Below are 15,395 nucleotides of genomic sequence, written 5' to 3'. Positions count from 1 at the left end.
CATTTGGTTAGCACACTTATAACTATCATATTTCTCCATTTAGTTTTCAACTGTGAATTTGTTTTCTGAATAAAATTACGAGGATATGACTATAGAAATATTGAGGTATATGTTAGAACATCATGACCTTTTGACTAGTTCGAAGGCTTTTATTGTTTGGTTGATTCATAGATTTTAATAAGACTATTAATCGCTAAAGTTTGCAAATAATAAGAGGGAATGAATTGAAGGAAAAATATAATATAAATATTTTATTCACTCTTCTTATCCTTTATATCCACTGTGTTAAATTTCAATGATTTCATTAACATCAATGCACGTTCTTCCTCTTTACTTTCATTTATACTACACTTTCTAGCATTTTCCGGGTCAAAACAACGAGTTGTATATATAACACGTATTCCCTGATTAGTGTTAATATCTCTAACTAAACCAAAATAATAATAAAATGTTCTTCTATTATCTTCACTGCTTAAAAAATGCTCTTTCTTCTTTCCAAAATAAATAGTTTTACTTTTGTCTTTTATCTCTATATACTCGTCACTGTATTGTAAAGAATCTGATAAAATACTTATATAACTATCAAGTAGAGACTCAGGAATAAAAGCGTCATATGATGTCCTAATCTCGTATACATAATTTTCTTTTTCACTACTGCCACCGAAGATTATCATTTCATAATTATTTTTCTGATTTTCATAACTATGTTTTGTTGCATCCACAGGCCACAACATCGAATACCCACCTGTTTTAGAAGTATACAAATAATATCCATCCTGTACTTCCTTGGTTGAATCTAACATTTTACGAGTATCCTCATCCTGAAATGCTGGTGTTTTTGGCCATTCCTTTGGTTCTGCTTCTTTTTTCATTGTACAGCCTCCTGCGAATATTAGGGTACCTACTATGACATATATAAACCAAGAGCGCATCCTTTGAACCCCTTTCATTTGATTAGCACACTTATAACTGTCATATTTTTCCATTTAGTTTTCAACTGTGAATTTGTTTTACTGATAAAATCAAGAGGATGTAATTGAAGGAATGGGGAATGAGGACCACCTAATCAAATGTATTTCAAATGGCATATTTCTCTTTGACACTCAGAACAGCGGTTTGATTAATTCTGTCTTCAGTAATTCTATGTCTCTATGTCTGTTCATCATCTATATCTACTTTACTAAAGTTCACTGATTTCATTAACATTAATGCCCGTTCTGTTTCTTTCCTTTCGTCTATCTCACATTCCTTAAACTTTTCGTCCTCGTAACATCGTATTGAATATATAAATTCTACCCCTTTTTCCTTTTTATTATCTCTTATATAACTAAAATAATAATAAATCGTTCTATTATCACTATATTTTGGTGTGTATTTTTCTCTTGCAAAGTAAATAATCTTATCGCCGTCTATTATCTCTTTATATTCCCCATCATGTTGTAATGTACTAGATAAATTACTTAAATGATTTTCTAAATATGATTTTGGGGAAATATTGTTATATGATGTTCTTATTTCATAAAAATAGTTTTCTTTCTCACTACTACCTCCAAAAATTAACTTTTCGTAAGCATCCCCTTTATTTTGAAATGTTTTTTTCGTTGCATCCACAGGCCACAACATCGAGTACCCACCTGTTTTAGAAGTATACAAATAATACCCATCCTGTACTTCCTCTGTTGAATCTAACATTTTACGAGTATCCTCATCCTGAAATGCTGGTGTTTTTGGCCATTCCTTTGGTTCTACTTCTTCTTTTTTTATCGTACAGCCTCCTGCGAATATTAGGGTACCTACTATGACGTATAAAAACAAAGAACGCATCCTTTGAACTCCTTTCATTTGGTTAGCACACTTATGACTATCATATTTTTTCCACGCTCGCAAAATATCAGTATTCAATAATTCTTTATTGTTCATTCATCCTCGATATATACCTTTTTTAAACTTATTGACTTCATTAACATTAGTGCACGTTCTTCTTGCTCACTTTCATTTATTTTGCATTCCTTTATCCTTTCATCGTCACTACAGTTAATTGCATATGTATATTCAAATCCCTGGTTTGTTTGATTATCTCTAATATAGCTAAAATAATGATAAATAGTATATTGTCTACCATCACTAGTTTCAATGAGTGATTTTTTCTTCGCAAAATAAATACTAAAATTATTCACTTTTATTTCTTTATATTCACCGGTATATTGTAATGACTCCGATAGGTTACTTAAAAAGTTATCTATGTATGACTCAGGGGCAGAGTTATCAAAAGTTGTTCGGATTTCATAGAAATAATTATCTACCATACTATTCGCGCTTAAAATAATCTTTTCATAAGTATCCCCTTTATTATCATAACTATCTAGCTTTGCATCCACAGGCCACAACATCGTGTACCCACCAGTTTTAGAAGTATACAAATAATATCCTTCCTGTACTTCCTTGGTTGAATCTAACATTTGACGAGTATCCTCATCCTGAAATGCGGGTGTTTTTGGCCATTCCATTGGTTCTACTTCTTTTTTCATCGTACAGCCACCTGCAAATATTAGGGCACCTACTATGACGTATAAAAACCATAAGCGCATTCTCTAACCCCCTTCTTTTCGTTAGCACACTTATCACTATCATATTTTTCCATCTAGTTTTCAAAGGAGAATTTGTTTCCTTGATAAAATTACGAGGATTTGGCTAGAAGTTTAGGGGTATTTGTTAGATGGTGTGTCCTTTTGATTAAATTGTTTGATTGAATCATATGTTGTATTTAATATTACTCTTAAGCGAATACTTTTGAAGATTGAATTCCATATAAATTATCTTTCTATACGATTTATTCTATTTTGGTTTAATTGACTTCATTAACATTAAAGCACGGTTTTCCTCATTAGTAATATCTAGTTTGCATGCTCTTTTTTCCTTGACCTCATAACATCCAATTGAATATATAAATTCTAATCCTTGTTCGCTATCTTCAGCATGTATATATCCAAAGAAATGATAGTCTGAGTAACTTCCATTCTGAGTATTTATTTCTTGCTTTTTATTCGCGTAATGTATATTTAAACCATTTGATCGTATTTCTTTATATTCCCCATTATAATTTAATGAATTAGATAAGCTGTTTAAATTGGTATTAATTGATGTATGAAGGGAAGGACTCTCGAATGTAGTAGTAATTTCATAGCTGTAATTTTCTTGTTTATTACTCCCTCCGAATATTATTCTTTCAAATGAATTTCCGTTATTTTCATAGAATTGCTTAATTGCATCCACAGGCCATAGCATCGAGTACCCGCCTGTATACGAAGTAAACAAATAATACCCATCTTTCACTTCCTCGGTAGAATCTAACAATTCTCGAGTATCCTTATCCTGAAATGCGGGAGTCTTCGGCCACTTCTTTGGTTCAGCTTCTTTATCCATCGTACAGCCTCCCGCGAATATTAGGCAGCTGACTAAGACGTATAATAACCATGAACGCATTTTTTGATCCCCTTTCATTTGGTTAACACACTTTTAACCACTATCTTTTTCCATTTATTTTAAGAATTTGATTCTTGATAAAATGAAGAGGATTTGACTATAGAAATATAGAGGTATATGTTAAATGATATGGCCTTTTAATAAGATTGAAGATTTTATTGTCTGATTGATTCATATATTCTATTCATCTCTGAAGTTTGCCCATAACAAGAGGAAGTGTATCGAAGGAAAAGTATAACGTTAATATTATACTCGCTATTCTCTCTCATCCTCACTATTCACTATATTAAAGTTTACTGTTTTCATTAACATCAACGCACGCTCTTCCTCCTTATTTTCATCAATAGCACAATCTCTAACATTTGCATCCTCATAACAACCAATTGAATATATATATTCAAATCCCTGTTCTGTTTTGTTATCTCTAATATAACTAAAATAGGAATATACTAAATATTCTCTTTCATCACTGGTTTTAATAGGAGTCTTTTTCTTTGCTAAGTAGATGCTTTTATTATCATCTCTTATTTCTTTATAATCCCCATTGTATTCTAATGTACTCGATAAATTACTTAAGAAAATATCGATATACGATTCTGGGGACGAATTATCAAAAGTGGTATAAACATCATAAATATAATTTTCCTTCGCATTACTTCCTGAAAATATTACTTTTTCAAAAGCATTGCCATTATTTTGATAACTTTGCTTTATCGCATCGACAGGCCACAACATCGAGTACCCGCCTGTTTTCGAAGTATACAAATAATATCCATCCTGTACTTCCTCTGTTGAATCTAACATTTTCCGAGTATCCTCATCCTGAAAGGCCGGTGTCTCTGGCCACTCCTTTCGTTCTACTTCTTTTTTCGTCGTGCAGCCCCCAGCGAATATTAGGGTACCTACTAAGACGTATATAAACCATGAGCGCATTCTTTGAACCCCTTTCATTTGGTTAGCACACTTATAACTATCATATTTTTCCATTTAGTTTTCAACTGAGAATTTGTTTTCTCGATAAAATTAAGAGGATTTCACTATATAAATATAGATGTATATATTAAATGATATGACCTTTTGACTAGTTTGAAGACTTTTATTGTATGATTGATTATTTTATTGTAAGGATAATATTCGATTCATCTAAGAAGTTTGCCAATAACAAGAGGAAGTGTATCGAAGGAAATATGGGATTTACGACCGCCTATCAGGGTGTATTTTTAATAGGGCATATTTAACGGGGATAACTTAGACTAGCAGCTTGATTAATATGGTTAAAATGGAGATTCAATTAATTCAACACCCGAGTTTTTAAAATATCCGTATTTAATAATTCTTTATTACCCATTCTTCTCATCCTTAATATATACCTTTTGTAAACTAATTGATTTCATTAACATCAATGCACGCTCTTCTTCCTTACTTTCATTAATTGCACAATCCTTTGAATTATCATTGTCAAAGCACCGAATTGAATAAATAAATTCAAACCCTTGTTCAGTTTCATTATTTCTAATATAGCTAAAAAAACTATGTACTGTTCGATCTTCGCTAAATTTTAATGTTTTTTTCTTCTTAGCGAAGTAAATACTCATATTTTCCTCTTTTAACTCTTTATATTCCCCGTCGTATTTTAATGAAGTCGAGAGGTTACTCAAAAAGTTATCAATATATGTTTCAGGGGCAGAATTATCAAAAGTCGTTCTGATTTCGTAGAAATAATTATCTACCTTACTACTGCCACCAAAAATTATCTTTTCATATGTATCTCCATTATTATCATAACTATCTAACTTAGCATCAACCGGCCACAACATCGAGTACCCACCTGTTTTCGATGTATACAAGTAATATCCATCCTGCACTTCCTCTGTTGAATCTAACATTTCACGAGTATCCTCATCCTGAAATGCCGGTGTTTTTGGCCACTCCTTTCGTTCTACTTCTTTTTTCGTCGTGCAGCCACCAGCGAATATTAGGGTACCTACTAAGACGTATATAAACCATGAGCGCATTCTTTGAACCCCTTTCATTGGTTAGTATACTTATAACTATCATATTTTTCCATTTAAGTTTCAATAGAGAATTTGTTTTTCTTGATGAAATTAAGAGAATTTCAGTACAGGAATATAGAGATGTATGTTAGACATCATGACCGAATAATTTGAAGGTTGTTTATTGTTTGATTAGAATATTCTATTCAACTCTGAATTTTGCCTATAACAAGAAGAAGTGATTAGAAGGAAAAGAGTAATTAACGACTACCTAATCGGATGTGCTTCAAAGCATATTCCTTAGTAATAATTTTCAGACAGTAGCTTGATTAATTCTGTAATTCTTTGTCATTCACCCTCAAGATCCACTTTACTAAAATTAACTGATTTCATTAACATTAACGTACGTTCTTTTTCCTTACTTTCATCTATGTTACACTCTTTTACATTTTCGTCGTCATAACAACTAACCGTATATATATACCGAACACCTTGTTCAGTTACATTATCTCTTATATAACCAAAATACGAATAATAAGTTCCTCTTCTACCATCAGTACTTTCAAGTGTGTCCTTTTCTTGTGCAAAAAAAAGGGTTTTATTACTCTCTTTAATTTCTTCATATTCTCCACTATATTGCAATGAACTAGATAAAATACTCAAAAAGCTATCGATTAAATGTTCTGGAGAAGCATTTTCGTAGGTTGTACTGATTTCGTATGTATAATTTTCTCTCTTATTACTTGCTCCAAATATTATTTTTTCATAGCTGTCTCCATTATTCTGATAACTATGTTTAATCGCATCCACAGGCCACAGCATCGAATACCCGCCTGTTTTCGAAGTATACAAATAATATCCATCCTGCACTTCCTCTGTTGAATCTAACATTTCACGAGTATCTTCATCCTGAAATGCCGGTGTTTTTGGCCATTCCTTTGGTTCTGCTTCTTTTTTCATCGTACAGCCTCCTGCGAATATTAGGGTAGCTACTAAGACGTATAATAACAATGAACGCATTTTTTGAACTCCTTTCATTTGGTTGGCACACTTATGAACACCATAATTTTTATCACTAGTTTACAACTGAAATAGAAAATAAGCTTAGCTATTAAACTTTCATAAAACTAAAAAAGGACTGATTATACTAACCAGTCCTTTAAAAAATACTAGACAGCCATGTTGCAAGACTAGTAATGATGAGCATATATACGATACCCGGAGCTCCGATTATTCTCTGGCTTTTTATTTGAGCCTGTAATAAATATTGCTTCTTTTCCCGGTCTATTAATAGATACGGATTTTGCTTGATTAAATCTTGAAAGGTTAGCTTTAACCATTCATTAAAGAAAAAGTAGAAGCCGATGAAGAAGAGCCATTTCATCCAAATAGGTGTTAACACAATTAATACTGTTGTTAATGATAGCATTTGCAGATAGTTATAGATTAATGAGGAGTCTCGAAAAAATGCCTTTATGAATAGTTCTGTAACACCATTTGCAGCGGTTCGTTTCTTGAAAATCCTTTTTGAGTTTCTCCATAATAAGACAGAGCGTTTTTTGGGCTTTTGCTTATGCATGTGTATTTCAGGGTTAATTGAAAAGACAAACGATGTTAGCAGCACTTTCCGTTTCTTTTCATCATCAACATCCTTGTAAAAGGTCTTAAATTGTCTTTGATAACTTGTTAACTGGCGAACTGAAAACCCTAAAAAAATAATTGAAAGGACTAGAAAGAATGTAACCGTAAGCTGATGAACGACGATAAATGTCAATATACTTAAACAAATAAACGTAACTGTGGCAAAACTCCACTTTTTCCAAAACCGGTATTGGTTGAAAACTTGTTTACATGAAAGTAAAGCAATATTCAAGCTCAAAAAGTAAAGAAAAACAGATGTAAAATTACCTGCATTCCATTCCGGAAAATGTCTCGTAATCGGAAGAAAAAGGATAAATAGCGCAATCCATTTCAAGAATGTTAAGGAAACGGAATAGACCATGGCCATTGTGCGCATGTTCACGATTTTCACCTTGTGTTGCAGCAAGTAAAGCTGATCGGCTTCCTCCATATATGTGCGACAGTTCCCTTGCCAAGCAAGAATATAACAAAGCATAGCAAAGCTGATCGTTGGAAAAGTAGCTAGCCATTCGGGAGCTTGTTGCCACCATGAACGATAAAAGATTGCTAGAAATACAAGGGCAGGAACAGCCAAATAAATGATAATTGTCCAGTCAAATATAGACCTGACAATTTTCCACTGTGAACGATAGTCTTGCTTTAATCGTATATAAAATAATTGTAACCCACTCACTCATTTGACCCGCCTTCTGACATTAGATAAAAACAATCTAGCAAGGAACCATCATGTAAACCACTCTTTGCTTGTATATCGTTCAACGTACCTTGAGCAAAAATTGTACCATTTGATATTAATAAAAACCTGTCACATATTTTTTCAGCGGTATCGAGTACATGTGTCGACATAAGAATACCTGCGCCCCGCTGCTTTTCTTCCTCCATTAATGAGATAAACTTTTTTATAGCACTTGGGTCTAAACCGATAAATGGTTCATCGACAATATAATAGTCTGGCTTAAGCAGTAATGCTTGAATAATCATTGCTTTCTGCTGCATTCCTTTAGAAAAGGTAGCAGGCATATCATGTTTTACCTTGTCCATTTTAAAAATTTCCAAGTAATGTGTTCCCATTTTTTCAAGGGTTTCATCATCGATTTCATTTATTGCAGCCAATAAGTCCAGATGCTCCCATAATGTCAAATGGTCATAAAAAATTGGTCTTTCTGGTATATACGCATATGTACTTAATTTTTGCTTTTGAATATCACCTTTTACATATTCGATAACACCTAGTAATGTCTTAATTGTTGTACTTTTCCCCGCACCATTTGGTCCGATAATGCCAATTAGTTCCCCAGGCTGTAACGAAAAGTTCACTTCCTTAATGACCGACTTTTTATCCTCATAGCCTGCTTCTTCAATTGATACATTTAATATTTCCATCGCTGTCACTCCTTACAACTTTATACGAAACATCAAGCCTAAAGTTTCAAATATTTCATATATTAAGAAAACTTTTCCTCACCACTATGCTTATGAAAATAATATACAAATTCGTAAAATCTCTTCATTTTATTGTCATACAATTCTGAACTATCCTCATATAATTGAATTGTATCAGTAATACAAGTTATTTGAGAAAAAGGAGGAAGATTTATTAATATTTTGTAAATTTACTCTTTTCTCTGGATTTTTCATGTCGAATTCGTGTAAAATATTGTTATAACGCTTTACCAATCATTAAAATATGTTAGAAGAACATCTGAAGTTGCAGTCATCGAAAGGTTGTAGTCGGCATAGCCAGTGCGATCAAACGATAAGGAGTGGTTTTTTGAAACCTTCAACAAACCGTATGCTAACCAGAATCAAATCTGTCTACATGTTTATTAATGAGCGTGGTACTGTGACCACACAGCAACTTGTTGATGAATTTGGTATCACACCGAGAACCATTCAGCGTGACTTAAATGTGTTAGCATATAACGATTTGGTTCACAGCCCAACAAGAGGTAAATGGGCCACTACAAAGAAAAAGGTAAAGATGTCTTCTTAAGAATGAAAATTGAAAAGCTACTCATACATAAAAGGAACCTTTCTTCATGAATGGTTCCTCTTTTTTCTATCGCTATCTAATTTTTCCTGGCAATTTGCGCCGAGGTAACGATTGCGTCTCCCTGCCAAACTACCTTTTATAATTCGATTGGTTCTGCATTTCGTAATGCTTCTACTTCTTCCTCTGTTAGTTCACGATATTCACCTAAGCGTAACTCTGCTTCATCTAAAGTGAGCGGCCCCATCGAAATTCGTTGTAAATACGTTACTTTTTTGCCCACTGCTTCAAACATCCGTTTCACTTGATGAAACTTTCCTTCTGTAATCGTGACATGTATCGTTGATTGATTACCTGCTGCTAATATTTCCAAGCGGGCAGGCTTTGTTACATAGCCATCATCTAGCTCGACACCTTGTTTAAATGCGTTTATGTCTTCTTCTGTGACTTCACCTAAAATTGTTGCATAATATGTTTTCGGGACGTGCTTTTTCGGTGAAAGCAATTGGTGTGAAAGCTGGCCATCATTTGTTAACAACAGCAACCCTTCTGTATCCTTATCAAGTCTCCCAACCGGGAATGGCTGCAATACTGCATCCTCCATTTCCAATAAATCAATCACTGTTTCTTGATAGTCATCTTCAGTGGCCGATAAATATCCCGCGGGCTTGTTCATCATTAAATAAACAAACTCTTTATAAACAACTGGTTCACCATTTACAGTAATTTGCTGGTTTTCTGGATCAACTTGTGTTTTCGCATCCTTCACAACAGTACCGTCTGCGATGACTACACCTGTTTTCAACAGTTTTTTTACCTCTTTGCGTGTTCCAAAGCCAACATTTGCTAATAATTTATCTATTCTCACAATCCATTCTCCCCTCGACTTAATAAATGTTATGTATCGATAAAGTGAAACTTCACTCAATGAGAATTTTGTTCATCCCCACTGTTTGTTAGTTGAGTATCCCTCACCTAAAACACCTTTGCTTTTCACTTCATGTTTTGAGTAAGTAGTCTTACGAGACGGTTACACCGGAATAAATGCGTGAAAAGCCCGGTAGTCGCACCGAGCTTTTTGTAAGCATTCTTATTGTAACCATCTTCACTTTGGATTTATCCTCTTGCCCGTGATTTAGGTAAAAAACGATTCAATTTGTTCCCTAAAACTTTTTCAAGTAAGTGTGAACGATAGGCTAAATATAAGTAGGCAGCTCCACCAATTGCTATGGAAATGCCGGCTACTATCGCTGCCTCAATCATTCCAGCTTCATACTGAACGAAAATGGACGTTATCGACTGTACAACAGAAAGGAGCAAGCCCATAAATGTACAAAGAATACAAATAAGAAGTGTCCGCTTTACTAGTAGCTTAAATGAAAAGCCTGAATGTCTCTTTATCATCGCAAAACCATATAGTAATGAAACAGCATAGCCCGCTGCCGTTGCCAGAATCGAACCAACGCCTTGGAACATTTCAATGAGTGTTGTATTTAAGGCTAGTTTCACAATAATTCCAAGTACTAAGCTTATTACGGCTAGTTTCTGTTTATTAATTCCTTGCAGTATTGCCGCATTTACTGTAAACAATGAAAACAGCAACCCAACTGGTGCATACCACATTAAGATGTTCTTTCCAATTTCCTCTGACACACCGTGATAGAAAATACTATATGCCGGGCCTGCTAAAACCGATAACCCGACAACAGCTGGTAATGTCACAAGAATAATAATTTGGTATGTCTGGCTAATTTGATGATGTAACAGCTTATTATTACCTTTTGTAAATGAATCTGTTACAGACGGTATTAATGTTAGACCAAATGCCGTCGATAGTGATACCGGGATCATGACGAGCTTCGGAACATAGAGCAATAATACGGAAAACATCGCAATTGTAATATCTTTATAACCGGCATTAATCATCGCACGGTTAAACGTATTCGTATCAATGTAGTTATAAATAGGAATTGCGAGCCCAACAAATACGAATGGACCTGCATAACTAAAAACTTCCTTAAACATTTTTCCAATTGGAATCGCAGGAGTAGACACTTGGCTTTCTTGCATCGCTAATAACGTATGCTTTCTTTTTGCCCAATACCCAAACAAAACGAGCAAGCCACCGATAGCCCCAATAAATGCAGCAAATGTTGCATAACCAACAGCTAGTACAAGCCCGCCTTTAAAAACGTTTAAAACAAGATATGTCGCAACTAATAGAAAGATAATCCGTACAAGTTGTTCGATTACTTGAGAAACTGCTGTCGGCCCCATTGAGCGATGCCCTTGGAAAAAGCCTCTAATTAAACTCATAAGCGGAACGACAATTAACGAAATACTGACCATACGAATGACCAAAACTGCATCATCGACTGTAATAGAACTTATATTTTGATCTGCTAAAGCACTTTTTGCAAAAACAGGTGCGAGCAAATATAAAAGGATAAAAGCAAGTAGCCCAGTCAAAAGCATGACCATAATTCCGGCCTTAAACATTTTTCGACTAGTTTTATAATCACCGATTGCATTATATTTTGAGACGAATTTTGAGACAGCTGCAGGGAAACCCGCTGTTGCTATACTTAGAAAAATTGTATATTGGGCATATCCAGTTTGAAAGAGGGCTCCACCATCTGTTCCAACCATAGCCGCAAACGGAATTAAATAAATCATTCCTAATATTCTCGATAAATATGTACCTAACGTTAAAACAAATGTACCTCTTAATAGACTATTCGACATGTTTCTTACTCACCATTCTTCTCTATGAAGATTCAACTTTTCTATTTTACCACAATCTTATGCATATACCATAAGTAACTATACCTGATTTTCCAAAAAAGGGATGATTTTGTCGAATAATATAGAAAAGCGGAAGCACCTTGCTTAGCCACGACAAGCATAAGACGCAACAGAATAGAAGGTGTTCTTTACCTTCAATTCTGTTGTGGCTTATGACTCGAGGGGCTAGGTGCTGAAGCTAGACAAATCAGAAATGCGGAAGCACCTTGCTCAGCCACGACAAGCATAAGACGCAGTAGAATAGAAGGTGCTCTTTACCTTCAATTCTGCTGTGGCTTATGACTCGAGGGGCTAGGTGCTGAAGCTAGACAAATCAGAAAAGCGGAAGCACCTTGCTCAGCCACGACAAGCATATGTTGCCCCGAATAGCGGTAACTCCTAGTTAAGTTTCTTCTATTTAAAAGATTACTCTAATATTATTCAATTATGACGTTTTTGTATTTCAAAGGTTTCAGATATAATAAGGAAGATAAATGAATGATGAAGGTAGTGAATGAATGTTGACATATGATGTATTAGTCATTGGCGGAGGACCATCTGGTTTAATGGCGGCGATTGCTGCAGGTGAACACGGTGCTCGTGTCCTTTTAATAGATAAAGGAAATAAGCTCGGACGAAAGCTTGCGATTTCAGGTGGTGGACGTTGCAATGTCACGAACAGATTACCTGTTGATGAAATCATTAAACATATCCCTGGTAACGGACGATTTCTCTATAGTGCCTTTTCAGAGTTTAGTAATGAAGATATTATTGCTTTCTTTGAAAACCTCGGTATTCAATTAAAAGAAGAAGACCATGGCCGGATGTTCCCTGTTACAGATAAAGCACAATCAGTCGTTGATGCATTACTAACAGAGTTAAAGAAACTAAATGTAGAGATTCGGACAAATGAACCGGTTAAAGATATTATGTACGATGAGACAAGTGTCACTTCGGTTGAACTAGAAAGTGGTGAAGTATTAAAAACGAAAGCTGTTGTTCTTGCTGTTGGCGGGAAAAGCGTACCACATACAGGCAGTACTGGTGACGGCTATCCATGGGCAGAAAAAGCAGGACATACGATTACGGAATTGTTCCCAACCGAGGTTCCACTCACATCAAATGAACCGTTTATTAAAGAAAAGGCATTGCAAGGTCTTTCCTTACGAAGTGTTGCACTTAGCGTTCTAAATCCTAAAGGGAAACCAATTATTACCCACAAGATGGACATGCTGTTTACTCATTTCGGTATATCTGGACCTGCTGTTTTACGATGCAGCCAATATGTCGTGAAAGCGATGAAAAAATTTAAAACAAACAAAATTACCGTTAGTATCGATGCAATCCCTGATAAAAACGAAGAACAGCTTTTCCAAGAAATCGTGAAAGATTTAAAAGAAGATTCCAAAAAGGCAATAAAAAATGGCTTAAAGGGCTTACTACCTGAACGCTATTTATTATTTTTACTAGAAAAAAACCAAATCGACCCACTTATTACGTATGATAATCTTTCAAATGAAAAGCTCCGTTCCTTTGTGAAGGATTGTAAAAGGTTCGAATTCACCGTAAACGGAACCCTCCCACTTGAAAAGGCATTTGTAACAGGTGGCGGTGTTTCCGTAAAGGAAATCCATCCTAAAGAAATGGCCTCAAAATTTAAACAGGGCTTATATTTCAGTGGAGAAATTTTAGATATTCATGGCTATACAGGTGGATACAATATTACATCAGCCCTCGTAACAGGTAGATTAGCAGGAATGAATGCTGCGAAATATGCGAAAGAAAATAAGTAGCTGGGGGATTTCCCCCTCTTATTTTTTATCATTAACCTTTCTCAAGTTATCGGCATCGCAAGCTTGTCTATCAAGATTTACGTAGCTTTATATGAATCTTCATTAAGATGCTCATGTTCACCCAACTGATTGATTTTCGGAAACGATAGCGATGCAATCTTCATCGTTATAAAACTAAAGATACTTGCACCAAACACCGGAATAATCCCTGGAAAGCTAAACATAATGTACGATACCCCAAGACAAGCCGCGATTAATAGAATTGTCTGAACTGGCCGGCCGATTAACAATACAAATGAATACTTAATATACTCTAGCTTCTTTAAATTAAAGTGTACATAGACTGGTAGAATATATACTGACAACAGTACAAACAAGGCTATTATTACATATAAAATAATTAATAGAGATTGATGCAGGAATGTAGTATTTAATTGATAAAGTACCCTTAAATCTATAATGAGCAAGATTCCAAAAACGGACCAGAGCAATCCGAACCCATTCGCTCGAATAAATTCCTTCTTATACGCTTGATAAAATGACCGAAAAATCGGTACCTCCTTTTCTTCAAATAGTAATTTCCTAGTGACGGTAAATAATGCAACCGTAGCAGGGAAAAGACCGAACATGACCAATCCAGCAATCGTAAAGAAAATCCAGTAAAGATTTAAGATAAATAAGCGCAAACTCCAATCTCCTAATTTTACATACCATTCACTTATATTAGCCATCCCTTTTCTCCTCCTACATATTTGCCAAAAAGCTACTGACGCAAGCATTCAATAGCTTTCTATTAATCTGGAATCATCCTTTTACAGAACCAATCATAACCCCTTTCTCAAAGTACTTTTGAATAAATGGATAGACGATTAATATTGGTAAAGTAGAAACGATAATGACACCATATTTAATTTGATCAGCATATCGTTGTGCATAGCCGCCAGCCGAACCACCACTACCAGCCCCTTCTGCGAACACTTGATTCGAGATGAGAATATCACGTAACACAATTTGCAGCGGCTGAATACTATAATCTCTTACATAAATCAATCCTGTAAAAAAGTCATTCCAATGCCAAACTAAATAGTAAAGACCAATAACTGAAACAACCGCTTTCGATAATGGAAGTACAATTTTTAAGAAAAATGTAAAATGACTACAGCCATCAATTGAAGCTGCCTCATACATTTCCTTTGGTATATTACTTTCAAAAAAGGTTCTCGTAATGATTAAATTAAAAACATTGACTGAAAATGGAATGATGAACACCCACATCGTATCAATGAGCTGTAAATCCTTCATTAATAAATATGTAGGAATTAATCCTCCATTGAAAAACATCGTAAAGACGAAAAAGAACATTAACACTCGTCGCGCACGAAATTCTTGTCTCGATAAAACATATGCAGCAGGTAATGTTAACAGCAAATTTACAAACGTACCTAATAATGAATAAATCATCGTATTTTTATAACCGTTCCAAATCCTTGCATCTTGGAAAATCTCTTGGTATCCGAATAAACTAAACCCTTTCGGAAATAACAATACCTTTCCTGTGGAGACAAGGGTTGAATCACTAACTGAAGCAATAATGACAAAATATAATGGATAAGCAATTACGAGAAAAACGACCGCACAGATGAAATAGATAACGATATCAAACAGTAAGTCTGACACCTTTCTCCCTTTTTTCGTCACGAGTTCCATCAA

15 protein-coding genes are annotated in these 15,395 nt (G+C 34.8%); 2 read left to right on the top strand and 13 right to left on the bottom strand.

What is annotated here, in order from left to right:
• Positions 1 to 251 precede the first annotated feature (251 nt).
• From J2S19_RS11690 to J2S19_RS11650, 9 genes are all read right to left on the bottom strand, one after another.
• Positions 252 to 872 (bottom strand): YvcA-related protein, encoded by a 621-nt coding sequence (locus tag J2S19_RS11690; protein WP_307341754.1) that lies wholly within the window; start codon positions 870 to 872, stop codon positions 252 to 254.
• Between the two features lie 277 nt (positions 873 to 1,149).
• Positions 1,150 to 1,824: a YvcA-related protein gene (locus tag J2S19_RS11685; RefSeq protein ID WP_307341751.1), complete on the bottom strand. Its 675-nt coding sequence runs from the start codon at positions 1,822 to 1,824 to the stop codon at positions 1,150 to 1,152.
• 92 nt (positions 1,825 to 1,916) lie between these two features.
• A complete protein-coding gene (locus J2S19_RS11680) occupies positions 1,917 to 2,588 on the bottom strand; it encodes a YvcA-related protein (protein WP_307341748.1) in 672 nt (223 codons plus the stop codon).
• Between the two features lie 247 nt (positions 2,589 to 2,835).
• Positions 2,836 to 3,423: a YvcA-related protein gene (locus tag J2S19_RS11675; protein WP_307341745.1), complete on the bottom strand. Its 588-nt coding sequence runs from the start codon at positions 3,421 to 3,423 to the stop codon at positions 2,836 to 2,838.
• Positions 3,424 to 3,738: 315 nt separating this feature from the next.
• Positions 3,739 to 4,416 carry a YvcA-related protein gene (locus tag J2S19_RS11670; RefSeq protein ID WP_307341742.1) on the bottom strand — a complete coding sequence of 226 codons (678 nt, stop codon included), beginning with the start codon at positions 4,414 to 4,416 and terminating at the stop codon, positions 3,739 to 3,741.
• Between the two features lie 407 nt (positions 4,417 to 4,823).
• Complete coding sequence (locus tag J2S19_RS11665) at positions 4,824 to 5,498, bottom strand: YvcA-related protein (RefSeq protein ID WP_307341740.1); 675 nt, start codon at positions 5,496 to 5,498, stop codon at positions 4,824 to 4,826.
• Positions 5,499 to 5,825: 327 nt separating this feature from the next.
• On the bottom strand, positions 5,826 to 6,437 hold the full coding sequence (locus tag J2S19_RS11660; RefSeq protein WP_307341737.1) for a YvcA-related protein: 612 nt from the start codon (positions 6,435 to 6,437) through the stop codon (positions 5,826 to 5,828).
• Positions 6,438 to 6,636: 199 nt separating this feature from the next.
• Positions 6,637 to 7,791, bottom strand: a complete 1,155-nt coding sequence (locus tag J2S19_RS11655; protein WP_307341734.1) for an ABC transporter permease — start codon at positions 7,789 to 7,791, stop codon at positions 6,637 to 6,639.
• Positions 7,788 to 8,501 carry an ABC transporter ATP-binding protein gene (locus J2S19_RS11650; RefSeq protein WP_307341730.1) on the bottom strand — a complete coding sequence of 238 codons (714 nt, stop codon included), beginning with the start codon at positions 8,499 to 8,501 and terminating at the stop codon, positions 7,788 to 7,790. Before J2S19_RS11650 ends, J2S19_RS11655 begins: the two co-directional genes overlap by 4 nt.
• 388 nt (positions 8,502 to 8,889) lie before the next feature.
• On the opposite strand from J2S19_RS11650, the gene J2S19_RS11645 reads away from it, so the two are divergent.
• The gene (locus J2S19_RS11645) at positions 8,890 to 9,111 is read left to right on the top strand and encodes a DeoR family transcriptional regulator (protein WP_046590011.1); all 222 of its coding nucleotides are present in this window, start codon (positions 8,890 to 8,892) and stop codon (positions 9,109 to 9,111) included.
• A 136-nt stretch (positions 9,112 to 9,247) separates the two neighbouring features.
• Here the strand turns inward: J2S19_RS11645 and J2S19_RS11640 are convergent, their stop codons facing one another.
• On the bottom strand, positions 9,248 to 9,976 hold the full coding sequence (locus J2S19_RS11640) for a pseudouridine synthase (protein WP_307341727.1): 729 nt from the start codon (positions 9,974 to 9,976) through the stop codon (positions 9,248 to 9,250).
• A 248-nt stretch (positions 9,977 to 10,224) separates the two neighbouring features.
• A complete protein-coding gene (locus J2S19_RS11635; RefSeq protein WP_307341724.1) occupies positions 10,225 to 11,853 on the bottom strand; it encodes a putative polysaccharide biosynthesis protein in 1,629 nt (542 codons plus the stop codon).
• A gap of 560 nt (positions 11,854 to 12,413) precedes the next feature.
• On the opposite strand from J2S19_RS11635, the gene J2S19_RS11630 reads away from it, so the two are divergent.
• Complete coding sequence (locus J2S19_RS11630; RefSeq protein ID WP_307341816.1) at positions 12,414 to 13,685, top strand: BaiN/RdsA family NAD(P)/FAD-dependent oxidoreductase; 1,272 nt, start codon at positions 12,414 to 12,416, stop codon at positions 13,683 to 13,685.
• A gap of 77 nt (positions 13,686 to 13,762) precedes the next feature.
• Here the strand turns inward: J2S19_RS11630 and J2S19_RS11625 are convergent, their stop codons facing one another.
• Positions 13,763 to 14,416, bottom strand: coding sequence for a YesL family protein (locus J2S19_RS11625; RefSeq protein WP_307341722.1), 654 nt, complete (start codon positions 14,414 to 14,416; stop codon positions 13,763 to 13,765).
• Between the two features lie 73 nt (positions 14,417 to 14,489).
• Entirely contained in the window at positions 14,490 to 15,392 is a 903-nt protein-coding gene (locus J2S19_RS11620) for a carbohydrate ABC transporter permease (RefSeq protein ID WP_307341719.1), read from the bottom strand.
• Positions 15,393 to 15,395 lie beyond the last annotated feature (3 nt).

Source organism: Metabacillus malikii (genome assembly GCF_030813355.1).
Lineage (GTDB): Bacteria > Bacillota > Bacilli > Bacillales > Bacillaceae > Metabacillus > Metabacillus malikii.
Note: the sequence above shows the minus strand (reverse complement) of the source record. Positions and strands in the feature narration are given on the sequence as shown.